The sequence below is a fragment of the Geobacillus sp. Manikaran-105 genome, from assembly GCF_002809955.1.
Classification (GTDB): Bacteria; Bacillota; Bacilli; order Bacillales; family Anoxybacillaceae; genus Geobacillus; species Geobacillus thermophilus.
Genome location: NZ_PIJG01000015.1, coordinates 1 through 20,477 on the forward strand (window position 1 = coordinate 1; position 20,477 = coordinate 20,477).

17 protein-coding genes, 3 pseudogenes, 1 riboswitch and 1 other annotated feature are annotated in these 20,477 nt (G+C 56.4%); of the genes and pseudogenes, 13 read left to right on the plus strand and 7 right to left on the minus strand.

All coding sequences use genetic code 11. The features are described from left to right. Nucleotides 1-105, plus strand: a pseudogene (locus CV945_RS06335) (IS982 family transposase); the annotation flags it as partial. A 53-nt stretch (nt 106-158) separates the two neighbouring features. Here CV945_RS06335 and pckA read toward each other — a convergent pair. Beyond that, the gene (pckA, locus tag CV945_RS06340) at nt 159-1,745 is read right to left on the minus strand and encodes a phosphoenolpyruvate carboxykinase (ATP) (RefSeq protein ID WP_100659381.1); all 1,587 of its coding nucleotides are present in this window, start codon (nt 1,743-1,745) and stop codon (nt 159-161) included. Between the two features lie 468 nt (nt 1,746-2,213). Continuing rightward, nucleotides 2,214-2,328, plus strand: a riboswitch (SAM riboswitch). Nucleotides 2,329-2,457: 129 nt separating this feature from the next. On the opposite strand from pckA, the gene metK reads away from it, so the two are divergent. Beyond that, entirely contained in the window at nt 2,458-3,669 is a 1,212-nt protein-coding gene (gene metK / locus CV945_RS06345; protein WP_033009825.1) for a methionine adenosyltransferase, read from the plus strand. A 68-nt stretch (nt 3,670-3,737) separates the two neighbouring features. Here the strand turns inward: metK and CV945_RS06350 are convergent, their stop codons facing one another. Then, complete coding sequence (locus CV945_RS06350; RefSeq protein ID WP_063329859.1) at nt 3,738-4,280, minus strand: gamma carbonic anhydrase; 543 nt, start codon at nt 4,278-4,280, stop codon at nt 3,738-3,740. 338 nt (nt 4,281-4,618) lie between these two features. Here CV945_RS06350 and CV945_RS06355 point away from each other — a divergent pair, with 338 nt between their 5' ends. Continuing rightward, nucleotides 4,619-5,728 (plus strand): tetraprenyl-beta-curcumene synthase family protein, encoded by a 1,110-nt coding sequence (locus CV945_RS06355; RefSeq protein ID WP_082825807.1) that lies wholly within the window; start codon nt 4,619-4,621, stop codon nt 5,726-5,728. A gap of 57 nt (nt 5,729-5,785) precedes the next feature. Here CV945_RS06355 and mnmM read toward each other — a convergent pair whose 3' ends face one another. Next, on the minus strand, nt 5,786-6,373 hold the full coding sequence (gene mnmM / locus CV945_RS06360) for a tRNA 5-(aminomethyl)-2-thiouridylate-methyltransferase MnmM (RefSeq protein ID WP_063329858.1): 588 nt from the start codon (nt 6,371-6,373) through the stop codon (nt 5,786-5,788). A 110-nt stretch (nt 6,374-6,483) separates the two neighbouring features. Further along, a pseudogene (locus tag CV945_RS06365) lies at nt 6,484-6,708 on the minus strand (hypothetical protein); the annotation flags it as partial. Nucleotides 6,709-6,829: 121 nt separating this feature from the next. Here CV945_RS06365 and CV945_RS06370 point away from each other — a divergent pair. The 7 genes and pseudogenes from CV945_RS06370 to CV945_RS06410 all read left to right on the plus strand — a co-directional run bounded on the left by CV945_RS06370 (nt 6,830) and on the right by CV945_RS06410 (nt 13,956). Beyond that, entirely contained in the window at nt 6,830-7,093 is a 264-nt protein-coding gene (locus CV945_RS06370; protein ID WP_033009819.1) for a YtzC family protein, read from the plus strand. Between the two features lie 132 nt (nt 7,094-7,225). Continuing rightward, a complete protein-coding gene (locus tag CV945_RS06375) occupies nt 7,226-7,390 on the plus strand; it encodes a hypothetical protein (RefSeq protein WP_033009817.1) in 165 nt (54 codons plus the stop codon). 116 nt (nt 7,391-7,506) lie between these two features. Then, nucleotides 7,507-8,706, plus strand: coding sequence for an MDR family MFS transporter (locus CV945_RS06380; protein WP_063329857.1), 1,200 nt, complete (start codon nt 7,507-7,509; stop codon nt 8,704-8,706). Nucleotides 8,707-8,767: 61 nt separating this feature from the next. After that, nucleotides 8,768-8,992 (plus strand) — a binding site (T-box leader). A 75-nt stretch (nt 8,993-9,067) separates the two neighbouring features. Further along, nucleotides 9,068-11,485: a leucine--tRNA ligase gene (leuS, locus tag CV945_RS06385; protein WP_100659382.1), complete on the plus strand. Its 2,418-nt coding sequence runs from the start codon at nt 9,068-9,070 to the stop codon at nt 11,483-11,485. A gap of 57 nt (nt 11,486-11,542) precedes the next feature. Continuing rightward, entirely contained in the window at nt 11,543-11,857 is a 315-nt protein-coding gene (locus CV945_RS06390) for a rhodanese-like domain-containing protein (protein ID WP_013144427.1), read from the plus strand. Nucleotides 11,858-12,393: 536 nt separating this feature from the next. Next, nucleotides 12,394-13,263 (plus strand): annotated as a pseudogene (locus CV945_RS06400) (M4 family metallopeptidase); the annotation flags it as partial. 513 nt (nt 13,264-13,776) lie between these two features. Continuing rightward, nucleotides 13,777-13,956: a sporulation protein Cse60 gene (locus CV945_RS06410; protein ID WP_008880941.1), complete on the plus strand. Its 180-nt coding sequence runs from the start codon at nt 13,777-13,779 to the stop codon at nt 13,954-13,956. A gap of 192 nt (nt 13,957-14,148) precedes the next feature. Here the strand turns inward: CV945_RS06410 and CV945_RS06420 are convergent, their stop codons facing one another. Next, entirely contained in the window at nt 14,149-15,459 is a 1,311-nt protein-coding gene (locus CV945_RS06420) for a BaiN/RdsA family NAD(P)/FAD-dependent oxidoreductase (protein ID WP_100659383.1), read from the minus strand. 112 nt (nt 15,460-15,571) lie between these two features. On the opposite strand from CV945_RS06420, the gene CV945_RS06425 reads away from it, so the two are divergent. Then, nucleotides 15,572-17,197, plus strand: coding sequence for a putative polysaccharide biosynthesis protein (locus CV945_RS06425; RefSeq protein ID WP_100659384.1), 1,626 nt, complete (start codon nt 15,572-15,574; stop codon nt 17,195-17,197). 216 nt (nt 17,198-17,413) lie between these two features. On the opposite strand, the gene CV945_RS06430 is transcribed toward CV945_RS06425, so the two are convergent. Continuing rightward, nucleotides 17,414-17,626 carry a hypothetical protein gene (locus CV945_RS06430; RefSeq protein ID WP_100659385.1) on the minus strand — a complete coding sequence of 71 codons (213 nt, stop codon included), beginning with the start codon at nt 17,624-17,626 and terminating at the stop codon, nt 17,414-17,416. 104 nt (nt 17,627-17,730) lie between these two features. Here CV945_RS06430 and CV945_RS06435 point away from each other — a divergent pair, with 104 nt between their 5' ends. After that, nucleotides 17,731-18,477 (plus strand): pseudouridine synthase, encoded by a 747-nt coding sequence (locus tag CV945_RS06435; protein WP_100659386.1) that lies wholly within the window; start codon nt 17,731-17,733, stop codon nt 18,475-18,477. Nucleotides 18,478-18,572: 95 nt separating this feature from the next. Here the strand turns inward: CV945_RS06435 and CV945_RS06440 are convergent, their stop codons facing one another. Beyond that, on the minus strand, nt 18,573-18,794 hold the full coding sequence (locus CV945_RS06440) for a DeoR family transcriptional regulator (protein WP_008880936.1): 222 nt from the start codon (nt 18,792-18,794) through the stop codon (nt 18,573-18,575). A gap of 256 nt (nt 18,795-19,050) precedes the next feature. On the opposite strand from CV945_RS06440, the gene pepV reads away from it, so the two are divergent. Then, nucleotides 19,051-20,460 (plus strand): dipeptidase PepV, encoded by a 1,410-nt coding sequence (gene pepV, locus CV945_RS06445; RefSeq protein WP_100659387.1) that lies wholly within the window; start codon nt 19,051-19,053, stop codon nt 20,458-20,460. The last annotated feature ends 17 nt before the right edge of the window (nt 20,461-20,477 follow it).

Genomic DNA, 20,477 nt, shown 5'->3' on the forward strand with positions numbered 1-20,477 from the left:
GATCGAATCGCAGCCGAAAGCGTGATGACCCAAATTCCCCACCCGTATAACTTTGGGGACAAAGGATTCATTAGCCGTGACTTGCAAAAAAGGCTGTACAAGGAAAGAAATAAAAAACAGCCGGACAGGGAACGGTTCCCTGTCCGGCCGGGTTCTTGTTACACGAGCGGTCCGCCGAGTTTTTCGATGGACGGATCGATGTGGGCGAATTTTTGGAAGTTGGCGCGGAATTTTTGCGCTAGCTCTTTTGCTTTTTGTTCGTATGCTTGTTTGTCAGCCCATGTGTTTTGCGGCTGCAGGACGTCATCCGGCACGCCGGGGACGTGGGTTGGGATGGCGAGGCCGAAAATCGGGTCTTGCACCGTTTCGACGTTGTCCAGCTCCCCTTCGACGGCGGCTTGCACCATCGCCCGGGTGTAGGCGAGCTTCATGCGGCTGCCGACGCCGTACGGCCCCCCTGTCCAGCCGGTGTTGACCAAAAAGACGCGGACGTTGTGTTCGGCGATTTTTTGCCCGAGCATTTCCGCGTATTCGACGGCCGGGCGCGGCAAAAACGGTGCGCCGAAGCACGTTGAGAACGTTGCTTCCGGTTCGGTGACGCCGCGTTCGGTGCCGGCGAGTTTGCTTGTGTAGCCGCTTAAGAAATGGTACATCGCCTGTTCACGCGTCAGCTTGCTGATCGGCGGCAGGACGCCGAACGCATCGGCTGTCAAAAACACGATCGTGGACGGATGGCCGGCGACGCTCGGGTCGATGATGTTTTGGATCGCCTGAAGCGGGTAGGCGGCGCGTGTGTTTTCCGTCAGCGTGCCGTCGTCGTAATTCGGCACCCGCGTCGCGTCATCGAGAACGACGTTTTCGAGCACCGCGCCGAAGCCGATGGCGTCAAAAATTTGCGGCTCTTTCTCGCGCGATAGGTTGATGCATTTCGCATAGCAGCCGCCTTCGATGTTGAAAATGCCGCGGCTTGACCAACCGTGTTCGTCATCGCCGATCAAGCGGCGGTTCGGGTCGGTCGAGAGCGTCGTTTTTCCCGTTCCCGACAAGCCGAAAAAGAGGGCGACGTCGCCTTCCTGCCCGACGTTGGCCGAGCAGTGCATCGGCAGGATGCCTTGTTCCGGCAGCACATAGTTCATGACCGAGAAAATCGATTTTTTCATTTCGCCGGCATACTCGGTGCCGCCGATCAACACGGTGCGCCGTTCAAACGAGATGATGATGAACGCTTCCGAGCGCGTCCCGTCCACCTTCGGGTCGGCTTTAAAGTTCGGCGCGCAAATGACGGTGAATTGCGGCTCGTGCGCGGCGAGCTCCTCGGCGCTCGGGCGGATGAACAGCTGATGGACGAACAAGTTGTGCCAGGCGAATTCGTTGACGACTTGAATCGGCAGCCGGTATTTCGGATCGGCGCCGGCAAAGCCTTTAAAGACGAACAGTTCATCTTGTTTCATTAAATAATCGAGCACTTTGTCGTACAGTTTCTCAAACGTTTCCGGAGACATCGGCTGGTTGACCGTTCCCCAGTCGATCGTTTGCTTCGTGGACGGTTCTTCGACGATGTATTTGTCTTTCGGCGACCGCCCCGTGTACTTGCCGGTTGTCACGGCAACCGCCCCGGTGTGGGTCAGCCGTCCTTCGTTCCGCTGCAATACTTTCTCGACGAGCTCGGCGACGGACAATTGGTGATGTACGTACGGTTTTTGCAGCAATACATCCAGCTTATTTGTCATGTTTGCGATCCCCATGTTCACAACCTGCCTTCTTTTTGTAATCACTCTTGAAAATAGTATAACACATTTTTATTAATAGTCCATACTAATTGTGTGGGTTTTTTTGAACTTATTTTGCCTATTTTTCAGATTTTGCACGCTCTCCCGCCTGTGCTTCAAGCGGGAGGCGGCCGTTCCCGGGTTGTCTTACTGTCTTGCTATTAAGGAAGCAGGCAGTGATGACCCAAATCGGCAATACGTTTGCCAAATCCGCCTCGTCTTGTTCAAGCATGCAGCCGGAAGCGGCACGTTTATATAGACGCGCTCCCCTCCTATACAAAAGAAAGGGGCTGCGTTTAGCTTCCCTTTGTTTTATGGAGGCAAGGGAAAGGCGCTCATTCCTCCTTTGCTTGGGTTCGTGCGCGGAAGCGGGATGATAAAAAATTCACTTCTGCGGTTGACTTTGTTCCTTCAATTGCGATAAGATAATTCATTGAACGGATACTCTTATCCCGAGCCGGTGGAGGGACAGGCCCGATGAAGCCCAGCAACCGTCACAACTGGACATGTGTGAAATGGTGCTAACCTGTGGCAAGGCGCAGTCCTTGAACGATAAGAGTGAAAGGAAGCAATACGATTGCCATGACCTTTCCTCAGCCGTTACAGGAAAGGTTTTTTATATTGCGAAGGGAAAAAGGGAAATGAGTTCCGTGTCGCCACATTATGTTAAGAGGAGGAAACAAACCGAATGTCAGCCAAACGCCGCTTGTTTACGTCAGAGTCTGTGACAGAAGGACATCCGGATAAAATTTGCGACCAAATTTCTGATGCCATTTTGGATGCCATTTTGGAAAAAGACCCGAACGCCCGTGTCGCTTGCGAAACGAGCGTGACGACCGGGCTGGTGCTCGTGAGTGGGGAAATCACAACATCAACGTACGTGGACATTCCGCGCATCGTCCGCGATACGGTCCGGGAGATCGGCTACACGCGCGCCAAATACGGATTTGACGCCGATACGTGCGCGGTGCTGACGTCGATTGACGAACAGTCGCCAGACATTGCGATGGGGGTGGACCGGGCGCTTGAGGCGCGCGAAGGTCAGATGACTGACGAGGAAATTGAAGCGATCGGCGCCGGCGACCAAGGATTGATGTTTGGGTTCGCCTGCAATGAGACGGAAGAATTGATGCCGCTGCCGATTTCGCTTGCGCACCGCTTGGCGCGTCGATTGGCGGAAGTGCGTAAAACGGACGTCTTGCCGTACTTGCGGCCGGACGGGAAAACGCAAGTGACGATCGAATACGATGAAAACGGCAAACCGGTGCGCGTCGATACGATCGTCGTGTCCGCGCAGCACCATCCGGAAATTACGCAAGAGCAAATCGAGCGCGACATTAAGGAGCATGTCATCAAACCGGTCGTGCCGGCCGAGCTGCTTGATGAGAACACGAACTATTTCATCAACCCGACAGGACGGTTTGTCATCGGCGGTCCGCAAGGGGATGCTGGGCTGACGGGGCGGAAAATCATTGTCGACACGTACGGCGGCTACGCCCGCCATGGCGGCGGCGCGTTCTCGGGCAAAGACCCGACGAAAGTCGACCGCTCGGCGGCGTATGCGGCCCGCTATGTGGCGAAAAACATCGTTGCGGCAGGACTGGCCGACAAATGCGAAGTGCAGCTCGCCTACGCGATCGGCGTCGCCCGTCCGGTATCGATTTCCATTGATACGTTCGGCACCGGCAAAGTGTCGGAAGACATTTTGATTGAGGTCGTGCGCAGCAACTTCGATCTCCGCCCGGCGGGCATCATCAAAATGCTTGACCTGCGCCGCCCGATTTACAAACAGACGGCCGCTTACGGGCATTTCGGGCGTACGGACATCGACTTGCCGTGGGAGCGCACTGATAAAGCGACGACGCTGAGAGAACAAGCGCTGGCGCTGGCGAACAAGTAAGGCCGGACGGCGCGGATGCGCGAGTCGTTTCAGGCGTCGGCAAACGCAACAGAACAAGAGCTGCCGGATTACGGCAGCTCTTGTTCGTGAGGACGCGCGGCTTGCTGCAGCGCTTTGTAATATTGCCCTTTTTCCACATATTCGCGGCGGATGCGCTCCATTTCGCGGAGGTCGTCTTCCGTCAGTTCGCGGACGACTTTGGCCGGGCGGCCGAGGGCGAGCGTGTTGGGCGGAATTTTTTTGCCCGGCGGCACTAAACTGCCGGCGCCGATAAACGCGCCTTCCCCGATTTCCGCGCGGTCCAAAATGATTGAGCCCATGCCGATGAGCGCGTTTTTGCGAACGATGGCGCTGTGCAAAATGACTTGATGGCCGACCGTCACCCCGTCTTCAATGATAAGCGGATTGTTTGGACTTTGATGCAAAATTGAGTTATCTTGGATATTGACCCGGTTGCCGATCACCGTCGGCGCCACGTCGCCGCGGATGACGGTATTGAACCAAATGCTCGTCTCTTCGCCGATCACGACATCGCCGGTGATCGTCACATAGTCGGCGATAAAGGCGGAGGCGGCGATTTGCGGCGTTTTTCCTTTGTACGGATAGATCATGGGCGTTCGTTCCTTTCTGTTGCAAAATCGATCGTTCACCATGTATTGTACAACGCTGCGTCCAAATCGCCAACGAAAGCGAGCGCGCCTAATCGGGATTGGTGAAAAACGTTTCGTTTCGCCCGATGAGTGGTTGGGATCGGGGAAGAAGATCCGATTTCACAAAGCTTCTCAACGTGAGAAGAACCGTTGTTGAGCGGCTTTTTCACTCCGTCGCCAACCCTTTTATGGTTTGCCCCGGCCGCATTGATGGCAATACTGGAAGACGAGATCGCAAGCTGTTCAGACGCGAAACAATTTTGGTTGCCGATAAGATGGAAATGCTAGGAGACGAGACCATGGTGTTTGCACCTGAGGTGAGCCGATTGAACATTCCGAAAAACCCCATCTCCTTGATGAAAATGGTGTATCGTGACGTGCTTCCGCTTGTCCACCGCGAGCTTGCCTATTGGCGGCGCCAGGCCGAGCGCATTCCCGACCCGGAGCTTCGGCGCCAGGCCTTGGCGAGCATCGCGTCGAAAACGTTCCATTGCGAAGGCGGCTCCATTTTGGCGCTTTTGGCCGGAGAAAACATGGAGGATTGCATCCGCTTTATCGTGGCTTACCAGACGATCAGCGATTATTTGGATAATTTGTGCGACCGCAGCACCTCGCTTGATCCGCTCGACTTTCGCGCCTTGCACGATTCAATGCCGGACGCGTTGACAATCGGCGCCGAGCCGTCGAACTATTACCGCCATCGCCGCGAGCAGGAAGACGGCGGCTATTTGCCGGCGCTCGTCCGCACGTGCCAAGAGGTGCTCGAGACGGTGCGCCATTATGAGACGATCGCCCCGTTTTTACATGAGTTGGCCGGATATTATTGCGACTTGCAAGTACATAAACATGTCGAAGCGAGCGAGCGGGTGCCGCGGTTGGAGAAATGGTTCGCGCAATACAAAGACGCCTTGCCGCCGATGGAGTGGTATGAGTTTTCCGCCTGCTCCGGTTCGACGCTCGGCATTTTCTGTCTCGTCGCCTATGCGTTTGGCGAATCGCTGCCGCTGGAGATGGCGAGACAAGTGCGCGACGGTTATTTTCCATACATTCAAGGGCTGCACATTTTGCTCGACTATTTGATCGATCAAGAGGAAGATCGAGCCGGCGGCGATTTGAATTTTTGCTTTTACTATCCGAATGAAACGGTGATGCTTGAGCGGCTTTGCCATTTCATCGAAGAGGCCGACCGCCATGTCGGCGCCCTTCCGCACGGCCAGTTTCACCGCCTTATTCACCGAGGGCTTCTTGGGTTGTATTTGTCGGATGCCAAGGTGAAAAAGCAACGCGGTCTGCACCGGCTGGCGCGCCGGCTCGTCCGCGCCGGCGGGGCGGCGTCGATGTTTTTTTATTGGAACGGAAAAGCGTACCGCTTTTGGCAGGAGCAACAAAAACGGCTGTCCTTTTCGTAAGGGCAGCCGTTTGCTTGTACTGGCGAGAGCAGTGGTTCGTCGGCGGATCGGACGGAATCAGGCGCCCCCATCCGCCCGATTCTCGAGTGCGATCAAAAACGGCGGGTTGTTTTGCCGATTGATGAATTCGTATTTCAAGGCATGGACGCGCCGTTGATCAAGAAAGCGGACGTAATCAAGGAGCGCGTCGCGTTCGCGCTTTCCTTCCGGATGGCCGTGGTAGACGACAAGAACGATGACGCCGCCCGGCTTCATGACGGAAAGCAACTGGCGGACCGCTTCGATCGTCGATTCCGGCTTGGTGGCGATTTGCTTATTGCCGCCCGGCAAATAGCCGAGGTTGAACACGGCGCCGGCGATGCGTCCGTGAACGGAGTCGGGGAGCGTTTCGAGCAGCAGGCTATGGCTTGTCTGAAACAGCGTCACCCGCCCGTCCAGCCCGTGTTCGGCGAGGCGGGCTCTGGCCGCCGCGATCGCTTCGGCTTGAATATCAAAACCAAACACATGCCCGCGCTCCCCGACGAGCTCGGCTAAAAAGACGGTGTCATGGCCGTTGCCAACCGTCGCATCGACGGCGATGTCGCCTTCTTCGAGCGCGCCGTCTAGCAAAAAACGGGCAAACGGCAAAATATTCATGATGGCCATGCGTTTGCCACCCCCTGTTCGCGCCGCTTTCCTTGAAAGCTGTCCCGCCGCTTGAGTTCAGCGTCAATGGCGTTTAGCCCTTCCCATTTGTTGACGCTCCACATCGGGCCAAAATCGCCCGATCTGGCGGCGCTGCAAAACGTGCAGTCGCCATACGTCACCGTCCCGTCGCGGTTCGGGCAGTCAAACCTGCCGTCAAGGGCGACTTTGAACACGTTTTGGCCGAACGTTTGCCGCAAATGGCAGTTCCATGTGTGATACCGTTTTCCGTCGGCGGCATATGGAAATGGGATTGCGTTTGTCACGGCCGTTCTCTCCTTGTGCTGAAATGGCATCATCCTTGCATTGTACCACGGATGGCGGCAAAAAGCGACTGTTGCCAATCATTGACGTGATACAGATGAAAGCGTCGGCGCATAGTAAAGATGAGGGAACATCATGAAAAGAGGTGAGCGCATGGCGACAAGACAATCGGTGGAAGAATTTTTGCAGCGGTGCGAAGACGTCATCCGCTTTGCGAAAGAACAATATACGGAAGCGCAAAAGCAAGAGCACTACAACATCACGGAATACACAAACGCCCAGCAAATGCTTGAGCAGACAGTCAACGATTTGGCTCACTTGGCGCGAAGTTGCAACGCCCAGCAGCGCGAACAGCTGCATCGGATGCGGCTTCAGCTTGAGCAGCTGCAAAACGAGATGATCTTGCTTGACCGATGAAACAAGAGCTTTGCACGATGGCCGCTATCGAAGGTCCTGGTGCATAACAAGCGGATGTTGCCTGACCGGTGAAACGGAAAGCAACCGCAGGGCGGCTGTCTGCTTGATGGCGAACACAAGGAGGAACAAGGAATGAAGCGACGTCTGAAACAAACGAACCCGGAGCAAAAAACGCGCAACGGTCACAACAACAACGATTTGGAACTCGGCCAAGACTTTGATCCGGTGAAACTGGCGAAAAAACAGTATGAACAAACAGGTGGCCAGCCGGCCCGCTCCAAGCAGCGGAACGGGTGATGCGCCGCTGTCCGTGAGGGCGCCATGCCGCCCTCTTTTTTTTGATTGCTTTTTTTCGCTTTCCCACATACAATTAGTTTGGGAGTCGAAATAGCAGACGAAAAGGATGATGACCGATGCCCCGCGCTCTTTGGTGGCTGCTTGTCGGCATGGCGCTCAATGTCACAGGAGCGTCGTTTTTATGGCCGCTAAATACCATTTATTTGCATGAACAGCTCGGCCAGCCGCTCGCCGTAGCGGGAGCGGTGCTGATGCTCAACTCCGGCGGCAGCGTCATCGGCAGCTTGCTCGGTGGCATGTTGTTTGACCGGATCGGCGGGTTTCGCACGCTCGTGTCCGGAGCGTGCCTGACGATGGCGGCGCTTGCCGGTTTGGGCGTCTGGCATGGTTGGCCGCATTATGCCGTCTGGCTGGCGCTTGTCGGCATCGGCAACGGCGTCGTCTTTCCGGCGGCGTCGGCGTATGTCGGGGCGGTTTGGCCGGAAGGGGGACGGCGGGCATTCAACGCCTTGTATGTGGCGCAAAACATCGGCGTCGCCGCCGGCTCGGCGCTTGGCGGCGTTGTCGCCTCGCATTCGTTTGCGCTCGTGTTTTGGGCGAACGTTTGGCTGTATGCCGCTTTTTTGGCGACGGTCGTCATTGGGCTGCGGCGCATGCCGCTGCCGCCGCTGCGGAGAAAAGAGCGGAAGCGCCGAACGGGGGACGGGGCGCCCCGGGCGCACATCCGCGCCCTTGTCCTTCTTTGCGCCGGCTATGGATTATGCTGGATGAGCTACGTCCAATGGTCGACGACGATCGCCGCCTATACGCGCGAGCTTTCCATTCCGGTTCATCACTACAGCTTGCTTTGGACGATCAACGGCGCCTTGATCGTGCTCGGCCAGCCGCTGTTGGCGCCGTTGGTCCGCCGCTTTATGCCGGGGATGAAGCGGCAGATCGCCATCGGGTTCGCCGTTTTCACCATCTCGTTTGCGATATTGTTTGGCGCGGATTCACTTTTGCAATTTGCGACGTCGATGGTTGTGCTCACGATCGCCGAAATGATCGTCTGGCCGGCGATTCCGGCGGCGGTGAACGAGCTGGCGCCGCTGGGGAGAGCCGGGTTTTACCAAGGGATCGTCAACGGCACGGCCACGGCTGGACGGATGATCGGGCCGGTCCTCGGCGGGTGGGTCGCCGATGCGTTCGGAATGAAACCGCTCATCGGATTGCTTGTCGCCTTCGCTCTGCTGGCCGCCGGCTCGGCGCTCGTGTATGACCGGGGGCTGCCGAAGCGGGCGGAAAAGGCGGGGGAAAAAACGGCTGTGACCGTCTAGTTTTCCGCTTGCAATCGATCGACAAATTTTTTACAATAATAATAAATTTGTCATCATAAAGCGAACAACGGTGAAGAGGAATAGTAGCGGGCTTGATGGACGGCAGAGAGTTGACGGTCGGTGCGAGTCAACCGAAGTCAATCCGCGAACTCGCCTCGGAGTTGCCGGCGTGAACGGCTGCGGCCGATAACGCCGGCCGTGAATCTGCGTTAAGGAACAAAGCGGGTGCGCCGTTTGGCGCGCCAAAAAGGGTGGTACCGCGGGAAGCGCGCCTCTCGTCCCTTTGCTGTGGGGATGGGGGGTTTTTTTGTACATATTTTCGTCTATGATGCAAGTAGAACTGGATAGGAGGAGTGCTGAGATGAGCTTCAACCACCGCGAAATTGAACAAAAATGGCAGGACTATTGGGAGAAAAACAAAACGTTCCGCACGCCCGATGATGACGACAAGCCGAAGTTTTATGTGCTCGACATGTTCCCGTATCCGTCCGGCGCCGGCTTGCACGTCGGCCATCCGGAAGGATATACGGCAACCGACATTTTGGCGCGCATGAAGCGGATGCAAGGGTACAACGTCCTTCACCCGATGGGCTGGGACGCATTTGGGCTGCCGGCCGAGCAATATGCGCTTGACACCGGAAACGACCCGGCGGAGTTTACGCAAAAAAACATCGACAACTTCCGCCGGCAGATCAAATCGCTCGGGTTCTCATACGACTGGGACCGTGAAATCAACACGACCGACCCGAATTATTACAAATGGACGCAATGGATTTTCTTGAAGCTGTATGAAAAAGGGCTCGCCTACATGGATGAAGTGCCGGTCAACTGGTGCCCGGCGCTCGGCACCGTGCTGGCGAACGAGGAGGTCATCAACGGCCGGAGCGAGCGCGGCGGACATCCGGTCATTCGCAAGCCGATGCGGCAATGGGTGTTGAAAATCACCGCCTACGCCGACCGGCTGCTCGAAGACTTAGAAGAGCTCGACTGGCCGGAAAGCATTAAGGAAATGCAGCGCAACTGGATTGGCCGTTCGGAGGGAGCGGAAATCGAGTTCGCCGTCGACGGCCATGACGAAACGTTCACCGTCTTCACGACGCGGCCCGATACGCTGTTTGGCGCGACGTACACCGTCTTGGCGCCGGAGCATCCGCTCGTGGAAAAAATCACAACGCCGGAGCAAAAACCGGCCGTTGAGGCGTATTTGCAGGAAGTTGAGCGGAAAAGCGATCTTGAGCGCACCGATTTGGCGAAAGAAAAAACGGGCGTGTTCACCGGCGCGTACGCCATTCACCCGGTCACCGGCGATCGGCTTCCGATTTGGATCGCTGACTACGTCTTGATGGGCTACGGCACTGGGGCGATCATGGCCGTGCCGGCGCACGACGAGCGCGACTATGAATTCGCGAAAACATTCCACTTGCCGATCAAAGAAGTCGTTGCCGGCGGGAATATCGAAAAGGAAGCGTACACCGGAGATGGTGAGCATATCAACTCCGAGTTTTTAAACGGCTTGAACAAGCAGGAAGCGATCGACAAAATGATCGCCTGGCTTGAGGAGCATGGCAAAGGGCGGAAAAAAGTGTCGTACCGGCTGCGCGACTGGCTGTTCAGCCGCCAGCGCTACTGGGGCGAGCCGATTCCGATCATCCATTGGGAAGACGGCACGATGACGCCGGTGCCGGAAGAGGAATTGCCGCTTGTGTTGCCGAAAACGGATGAAATCCGTCCGTCGGGAACGGGCGAGTCGCCGCTGGCCAACATCGAAGAATGGGTCAATGTTGTCGACCCGAAAACCGGGAAAAAAGGGCGGCGCGAAACGAACACGATGCCGCAATGGGCTGGAAGCTGCTGGTATTATTTGCGCTACATCGACCCGCACAACGACAAGCAGCTCGCCGATCCGGAAAAGCTGAAAAAGTGGCTGCCGGTCGACGTCTACATCGGCGGGGCGGAGCACGCGGTCTTGCATTTGCTTTATGCCCGCTTCTGGCATAAGTTTCTTTATGACCTTGGCATCGTGCCGACGAAAGAACCGTTCCAAAAGCTGTTCAACCAAGGGATGATTTTAGGCGAAAACAACGAAAAAATGAGCAAATCAAAAGGCAATGTCGTCAACCCGGACGACATCATCGAAAGCCATGGGGCCGACACCTTGCGGCTGTATGAAATGTTCATGGGGCCGCTTGAGGCGTCGATCGCTTGGTCGACGAAAGGGCTTGACGGGGCGCGGCGCTTTCTCGACCGCGTCTGGAGGCTCTTTGTCACCGAGAATGGCGAACTGAACCCGAACATTGTCGACGAACCGGCAAACGATACGCTCGAGCGCATCTATCACCAAACGGTGAAAAAAGTGACGGAAGACTACGAATCCTTGCGCTTTAACACCGCCATTTCGCAGCTTATGGTGTTCATCAACGAAGCGTACAAAGCGGAGCAAATGAAAAAAGAATACATGGAAGGCTTCGTCAAGCTCTTGTCGCCGGTCTGCCCGCACATCGGCGAGGAGCTGTGGCAAAAGCTTGGCCACACGGACACGATCGCCTATGAACCGTGGCCGACGTATGATGAAACGAAGCTTGTGGAAGACGTCGTGGAAATCGTCGTGCAAATCAACGGCAAAGTGCGGTCGCGCTTGCACGTGCCAGTTGACTTGCCAAAAGAAGCGCTCGAGGAGCGGGCGCTCGCCGATGAAAAAATCAAAGAGCAGCTTGAGGGCAAAACCGTGCGCAAAGTGATCGCCGTCCCCGGCAAGCTCGTCAATATCGTCGCCAACTGATGATGAGGGCGGGCTTCGGCCCGCTCCCTATCCACCAACGAAAGGGGTCGATCTGCCATGGAAGAGATCAAGGAAATCACGCCGGCTGAAGTGAAAGAAAAACTCGAACGCGGGGAAAAGCTGAACATTGTCGATGTGCGCGAAGACGAGGAAGTCGCCCTCGGCATGATCCCCGGCGCCAAACATATTAAAATGGGCGACATCCCCGATCGGCTTGAGGAATTCGACCGCAACGAAGAATATATTTTCGTCTGCCGCTCCGGACGGCGGAGCGAAAACGTCTGCCGCTACTTGCAAGAGCTTGGCTATCGCGTCCGCAACATGACGGGCGGCATGCTCGAGTGGGAAGGCGAAACAGTGCCGAAGCGATAAGCGCTTCCGGCTCAAAGAACAGGGCATGGCGGCGGGCCGTCATCCAAGTGATCCCGTTTTTGTCGAGACCAAAACGACGGAACGTGTCAGCGGATGGGAAATGGATCCATCCGAACGGCCCCGTTCAGTCAAGAGGCAGAGGAATGGCTGGCTGCCGCGGGCCTTTTCATGCGTCGGCGGCTTGCGCTTCCCCGGTCCGCTTGCGGGGTAGGAGCGAAAAAGCGTCCCAGCTTTTTGGGGCGCTTTTTCCATTTTGTTTTAGTACCAAAGTGTGATGCAAGAAAAAAAAGTATTGGAAGTTTTTTGGGCTTTTATATTATTGTCAAGAAAAATATGACGACGCCTTGCATTGTTATCAAAAGGCAGAAGAGTTGTTGAAGGGGGAATGGAAAACGAGCGGGGAGGAGGCCGATTTGGCTTACTTGTCGGCGCTTGCATAAAGATCAATCGTTTTTTCGCTTGGCAGCTTCGCTGTCGGTCGTGTTTCACTTTGGCTGTTTTGTCGCAGGCCGACGTATTCCTCGTATTATGGCTACTACTATTTGCAAGACAATACGCGCGGCAGCGGCATTTTTACGTATGACGGACGAAACCGCACCGTTTTGCCCGGCAGCTTATGGGCCGATGTCGACAACCAATTTTTCGCCAGCTATGACGCGGCGGCCGTGGACGCCCATTATTACGCCGGTGTCGTGTATGATTACTACAAAAATGTGCACGGCCGGCTGAGCTATGACGGCAGCAACGCCGCCATCCGTTCGACCGTCCATTACGGCCGCGGCTACAACAACGCGTTTTGGAACGGTTCGCAAATGGTGTACGGCGATGGCGACGGACAGACGTTTTTGCCGTTTTCCGGCGGCATTGACGTCGTTGGGCATGAGCTGACCCATGCGGTGACGGATTATACGGCCGGGCTTGTTTACCAAAACGAATCCGGCGCCATCAATGAAGCGATGTCCGATATTTTCGGCACGCTCGTGGAGTTCTACGCCAACCGCAACCCGGACTGGGAGATCGGCGAAGACATTTACACGCCGGGAATTGCCGGCGACGCGCTTCGCTCCATGTCGGATCCGGCGAAATACGGCGATCCGGATCATTATTCCAAACGGTACACCGGCACACAAGACAATGGAGGAGTCCATACAAACAGCGGCATCATCAATAAAGCGGCGTACTTGCTCAGCCAAGGCGGCGTCCATTACGGCGTAAGCGTCACCGGCATTGGCCGCGACAAAATGGGGAAAATTTTCTACCGGGCGCTTGTCTACTATTTGACGCCGACGTCGAACTTCAGCCAGCTGCGCGCCGCCTGCGTGCAAGCGGCCGCTGATTTGTACGGGTCGACAAGCCAAGAAGTCAACTCGGTGAAACAGGCGTTCAATGCGGTTGGAGTGTATTAAGACGAGTCAACTACCCCCACTTAGCTAACGCTTGAAGCGGGGGCTTGCAACTCCCCAGAAGTGCGAACGGACTTCGTCCTCCTTCCTTGACTTGGGGTTGCATCAGGGGCAGGTTGACGACTACCCAACGACATAGGTCATGCCTATATCGCTACCGAGTGGCTCGGCATGTCTGTAGGCAGTACTTGACTTCCACGCACAACAGACGGATGTACGCTCGATGTTTTACGGTTGCAACGTTTCCTGCAACCAACTCCCTACATCGAGTAACGGGGATTGGAGTGCCTTGATTCAACGGTTTTCTCCACATTCTTATTCTATCATATACAAAAGAAAGGAGGAAGGGCGATTCCTCCCCGACTTTCGCTCTCGCTTAGAAGTCGGGGTCCCCTCGCCAAAGATGATGAAGTTTCTGACGTCACGCGTCCCGCTGTTCGAGGGCGCGTGACGCCTTTTGTGGGCAGGATTTTCCCTAAATGCGTGGAAAAGGAAAAAGAAAACGGGGGAATGGCGATGTACAAAGTGAAAGTGTTTGATAAAGAGCATGAAAAAGATTTGGAAGCGGCGGTCAATGATTTTTTAGCCCGATTGAAAGACGGACAGTTGATCGATGTCAAGTACAGTGTGGCGGCGATGGAATCGGAAGGCGAGCAAATCTACTGTTTTTCCGCCATGGTCATTTACCGGACTTGACACTTCACACGGCTCCAGACTGCGGGATTCTTTGGCCGTTTTCGTGCTGATCCCCCCAAAGCGGGCGACGCTTTTTTCGTTGCGGCATTTCCATTTCAGGCGGCGAAATTTTGCGATCGCCCGCCTTGAAGACGGGCGTTGTCGGAATGTCAGCGAACGCCCCGGAGCACCCGAGGGGCATGAGGACGGCGGTCAATTCGTTGCTGTCTGCCCCGCGGAGCCGCTCGCCCCGTTTTTTTCCGCCAATGCATAGCGGGCGGCGTTCACGCCGGCGAGCCGCCCGGTGACAAGGGCGGCGGTGATGTTGTAGCCGCCCGTGTAGCCGTGAATGTCCAAAATTTCCCCACAAAAGTAAAGGCCGGCCATGCATTTGGAGGCCATTGTCTTCGGCTCAATTTCTTTGACCGACACGCCGCCGCCGGTGACGAATGCTTTCTCAAGCGGCAGCGTGCCGTGGACGTAAAAGGTAAATTGTTTGCACTGTCGGACAAACGCCCGCAGCGCCTCATGGCCGACCGTGCCGGCAGAGGCGTGCGGGTCGATGCCGGCCCGCTCGAGCAAAAAGACGGCGTACCGCTCGGGAAGCACCGTTTTGGCGATCGTTTTCATCGCCTTTTTCGGCTCCTCTTTGCACAGCTTGGCGAACTGTTGAAACAGTTCTTCCTGCGTCACGTCCGGAAGCGCGTCGATGCTCATTTTGACCGCGCCGTCCGCCGCTTTTTTCAACGCCTTAACGACAAACTGGCTGCAGCGGAGAGCAGCTGGGCCGGAAATGCCGAAGTGCGTAAACAGCATATCCATCCGGTGGGTGATGATCGGCTTGCCGTTCGGCTTTAAGACGCTTAACGCGACGTCGCGCAGCGACAAGCCTTGCAGCGTCCGCTCTTTGATGAACGGCTCATGCGAGACGATCGGAACTTCGGTTGGAAACAGTTCGGTCACCGTGTGACCCGCTTTTTCCGCCCACGGATAGCCGTCGCCTGTTGAGCCGGTTTGCGGCACCGATTTGCCGCCGACGGCGACGACAACCGCACGGGCGTGGATCGTCTCCCCGCTTTTCAGCGTGACACCGACTGTTTTTCCTTGTTCATACAACACGTCCGCCACTGGCGATTCAAGCCGAACATCGACGCCAAGGCGCGACAATTCGCGAACAAGCGCGTCGACGACCGACTGGGCGCTGTCGCTTTTAGGAAACATGCGGCCGTGGTCTTCCTCCTTGAGCGGCACGCCGAGCCGCTCAAAAAAGCGGATGATGTCTTCATTGTTAAATACGGAAAAGGCGCTGTATAAAAAGCGGCCGTTGCCGGGAATATGGCGGACCATTTCATCCACCGGCAGCCGATTCGTCACGTTGCAGCGCCCGCCGCCGGAGATGGCGAGCTTGCGCCCGAGTTTCGTTCCTTTTTCCAACAAGAGCACTTTCGCCCCTTCTTCGCCGGCGCCGATGGCCGCCATGAGCCCGGACGGACCGCCGCCGATGATGATGACGTCGTATCCCATGTTCATTCCACCCTTTCTTTCTGCGCGTGGCCGATATTTTTCGTTCCATTGACAACTATGGTAAAATAGATACGTTGTCATTTTCAACGTCCATGGCTAGGGAAGGGGTCATATGTCAACATCGAAACTGCTGCGCGGCACGTTTATTTTAACGGCTGGCGTGATGATTTCTCGCCTTCTTGGTTTATTTTACGTCATCCCGTTTTACCATCTTGTCGGCGAGCGTGGCGGGGCGCTGTACGGATACGGCTATGTGCCGTACCAAATTTTTTTGAGCTTGGCGACCGGCGGGCTGCCGGTGGCGGTGTCAAAGTTTGTGTCGAAATACAACGCGCTTGGGGAATACGGCGTCGGCTATCGGCTCTTTCGCTCCGGCCTTGTCTTGATGATCGCAAGCGGCATCGCCTCATGGCTCATTTTGTACGCCCTGGCGCCCATCTTGGCGCCGCACGTCATCGATGCGAAAACGAACGTCAACTCGGTCGACGACGTCACGGCCGTCATCCGCGCGGTCAGCTTTGCGCTCCTCATCGTGCCGGTGATGAGCTTGATCCGCGGATTTTTCCAAGGACATGAGTCGATGGGCCCGACGGCGCTGTCGCAAGTCGTCGAACAAATCGCGCGCATCGCTTTTTTGCTTGGGGCGTGCTACGTCATTTTGCGCCTGATGGACGGCTCGATCGTCTCCGCTGTAAGCGCGGCGACGTTTGCCGCGTTTGTCGGGGCGGCGGCGGGGCTTTTGGTGTTGCTTGTCTATTGGTGGAAGCGGCGTCCGTATTTGCAGTCGCTGCTTGCGCGTGACCGCGGCGAAGCGGACGTGTCGCTTTTGGCGATGTATAAAGAGCTGCTTCTTTCTTCGATTCCGTTTGTTTTTGTCGGCTTGTCGATGTCGCTGTACCAGCTCGTCGATCAGTTTACGTTCAATCACGCGATGGCGGCGGCGGGCCGCGGGAACATCTCGGAGCACGCGTATTCCGTGTTCAACATATGGGCGCAAAAGCTCGTCATCATACCAGTGACGCTCGCGACCTCGTTCAGCTTGGCGCTCATCCCGACGATTACGAAAGCGTATGTCGCGCAAGATCGGAAAGCGCTGCGGCAATACTTGAACCAGACGTTTCAAGTGCTCATGTTTTTAACGCTCCCGGCGGTGGTCGGCATGGCGGTGCTCGCCGGTCCGGTGTACAGCTCGTTTTACAGCTATGATCCGCTTGGTGAACAAGTGTTGCGCTGGTATGCGCCGGCGGCGATTTTGTACGCTTTGTTTTCCGTGACGGCCGCCATCATGCAAGGCATCAACGAGCAGCGGTTTACGGTCGTCAGTTTGACAGCCGGCTTGCTTGTGAAGCTTTTGCTCAACACGCCGCTCATTATGAAATGGTCGGCCGTCGGAGCCATTGCGGCCACGATGGCGGGCTATTTCGTCTCGGTCGCGTTCAACTTATGGGTCATTCAGCGGCGCACGCGCTACCGCTATCGGTTTGTCGCCCGCCGGACGGCGTTTATGGCCATCTTGACGGCGGCGATGTCAGCGGCGGTTATGGGGGTCGAGGCGCTGGCGTCCCGATGGATCGATTACCGCGCCGGCACCGCTGAATCGGTGGGCGCTGTTTCCATCGGCGCAGCGGTCGGGGCGGCCGTCTACTTGTTTCTCAGCATCCGCTCCGGGTTGTTTTCGGCGCTGTTTGGCGACCGGTTTGCGTTTTGGCGCCGGAAAGAGAAAAAGGCGGTATCGTAGACGAGGGTGTATGGGGGGATCGGCCGTTGACCGGACGGCCGTTTCCTAGAAGCGGCTCGTTTAGGCCGGGAGCCCGGCGGACGGCGCTTCTTGCGAACATCGCGGCGCCCGAGCGAAAGGGTTCGACGACGGCTGTTTTTCGCCCTCCCCCATGCCGTTCGGCTTGCGGCAAAAAAAGAAGAAGGCGGTCGTCCCCGCCTTCTTTCTCCATTTCGCTTACGACAGGCCGAGCCGGCGTTCGATGCGATCGAGGCGGCTTTCCACTCGGTCGAGCCGGCGGTCGAGCCGTTCGACGGCCCGCTCAAGCCGTTCGATGCGCCGCGCCCAGTTGGCGAATGGCCCGCCTGGGTATCCGGGCCAAAATTGGCTGGCTGGCAGCTGTTGACGGTAATCATCCAACGTTGGGACATAATAGTAATATTCATTCATCGGCAAATCCCCCTTCTTGATGTTTCCTTCACAGTGTATGGGGGGAAGGCGGAAGCGGACTAGATGAACGCCTAATGAAGGCCATATTTTTAGGAGGGAGATTTGTGGAGCTGCGCATTGACAAGCTGCTCGCCCATATGGGGTATGGGACGAGGAAGGAAGTGAAAAAGCTGCTCAAGTCCGGAGCGGTGAAAGTGGACGGCGCGCCGGTCCGTGATGCGAAAACGAAAGTGCGGCCGGATGAGCAAATCGTGACCGTTTGGGGAGAAACGGTCGAGTACAAGCCATTCATTTACTTGATGATGAATAAGCCTTCGGGGGTCGTTTCCGCGACGGAAGATGCCGTGGAAGAGACGGTCGTCGATTTGCTTGAAGAAGAAGACCGGGCATTTTCCCCGTTTCCGGTCGGGCGGCTTGACAAAGATACGGAAGGGCTGCTGCTCTTGACGAACGATGGTCAGCTCGCCCATCAGCTGTTGTCGCCGAAAAAACACGTGCCGAAAACGTATTTTGCCGTCGTGGACGGGGACGTGACGGAAGCGGATGTCGCGGCGTTTCAGCGCGGCGTCGTCCTTGATGACGGCTATGAAACAAAGCCGGCCAAGCTCGTTGTGTTGAAATCCGGCCTTCGTTCCGATGTCGAGGTGACGATCACCGAAGGGAAGTTCCATCAAGTGAAGCGGATGTTCCAAGCGGTCGGCAAGCGGGTCGTGTATTTAAAACGAATTCAAATGGGGCCGCTGCCGCTTGACCCGGATTTGGCGGTCGGTGAGTATCGGGAATTGACGGACGAAGAGGTGGACATGTTGAAGCAATACCGGCCAGAGACGGACGAAAAAAAAGGAACCTGACGCGGTTCCTTTTTTATGGAAAAATAGTGGATATCCATCTGTGGAAAAATGGTTCGCGTTCATCTCCCATCTTGCCTACCCTATTGGCACCGGGTTTACGAAGAGATGCGCACTTTTTTGTTTGTGGTCGTCCATTTGCCCTTGCTTGGGCTGCGAACGAGATCGTTGTACATAAGCACGTTTAAGTCGCGCTGGATCGTTCGTGGGGTGGTGCCGAACTCATCAACAAGCTCTTGGGTCGTAACCGTTCCTTTTTCGCTAATGTACATATACACGGATTTGATGCGGGTAAGCATCCGATGTGTTGAAGGTTTCAAAAGACCACTCCCTATCTTAGCATCATTCGCATGGCACAACCGACCGCTAGCAGATGAGAGATGTCTTTGTCTGTTTACTACCATTGTACACGAAATGAGAGGGAAAATGCTACCCGGTTGCCTCTATTCACGAAAAATTTCAACATTTTGTCATGAAATGGAAATCGATTTGCAACGAATGAAACATTTTGACTTCCTGTTTTTGATATGATACGTTGGCAACAAAGGGTGTTGAATAAGGAAAGGAAGAAGGGCGTTGAACATCGACTGGATGAACGAAGCGAAGAAACGAAAAGACGATCTTGTCCGCGACGTGCAAGCGCTTGTCCGCATTCCGAGCGTCCGCGATGACGGCGGGGCGAAACCGGGGGCGCCGTTTGGCCCGAAGGTGGCGGAGGCGCTCGATTACATGTTAACTCGCGGTCAAGAAGAAGGATTTCGCATTAAAAACGTCGACGGCTATGCCGGTCATATCGAAATGGGAGAAGGGGAGAAGCTCATCGGCGTGCTCGGCCATCTGGACGTCGTGCCGGCAGGGGACGGCTGGTCCGTTGATCCGTTTGCTGCTGAGGTCAAGGATGGCTGCCTTTATGGGCGCGGGGCGATCGATGACAAAGGGCCGACCGTCGCGGCGTTTTACGCCTTGAAAATCGTCAAAGAACTCGGCTTGCCGCTCCGCAAGCGGGTGCGGCTTATCCTCGGCGGCGACGAGGAAAGCGATTGGCGTTGCGTCGCTCATTATTTTCAGCGGGAAGAAATGCCGGATGTCGGGTTTGCGCCGGATGCTGATTTTCCGATCATTCATGCCGAAAAAGGAATCATTGACGCCGATTTGTCGTACCGCCCGCCTGAATCGGCGGAGGCGGAAGGGCTCGCGCTTGCCTCATTCCAAGCCGGGCGCCGCTACAATATGGTGCCGGATGCGGCCGAAGCGGTGGTGGAAGGAGCGGGACGGACGGAGGAGCTGCTTGGCCTCTATGAACAGTTTTGCCGAGAGCGCGGCGTAAAGGGGAGCATCAGGCAAAGCGAAGGGGCCGTCGTCTTTCAATTGGAAGGGATGTCCGCTCATGGCGCCGAGCCGGAGCGCGGCAAAAACGCCGGCGTCTATTTGGCGCAGTTTTTGGCGTCGCTTCCGCTCGATGGCCGAAGCCGGCCGTTCGTTCAGTTTGTGACCTCCGCCTTTTTCGGCGATGCCCGCGGCCGGCGGCTCGGCCTTGCGTATCGGGACGAACAAAGCGGCGACTTGACCGTCAACGTCGGGGTGCTGTCGTATGACCGGCGGCATGGCGGAACGATTGGGCTGAACATCCGCTATCCGGTGACGGCCGACGGCGACGCGATCCGCCGGACGCTCGCCGGCGCTGCGGCTGAACATGGATTCGCGCTCAGCCGTTTCAGCGATACGAAGCCTCATTATATCGATCCGAGCCACGAGCTTGTCCGCACGCTTCAGCGCGTCTACGAAGAGCAGACGGGCGAGCCGGCCCGGCTTTTGGCCATCGGCGGCGGCACATACGCCCGCGCCTTGACCGCCGGGGTGGCGTTTGGCGCGTTGTTTCCGGGCCGTCCGGATGTCGCCCACCAGAAAGATGAGTATATCGAAATCGACGATTTGGTGAAAGCGACCGCCATTTACGCGCAGGCGATCTACGAGCTGGCGAAATAAACGGCGGTCCGCCGCTC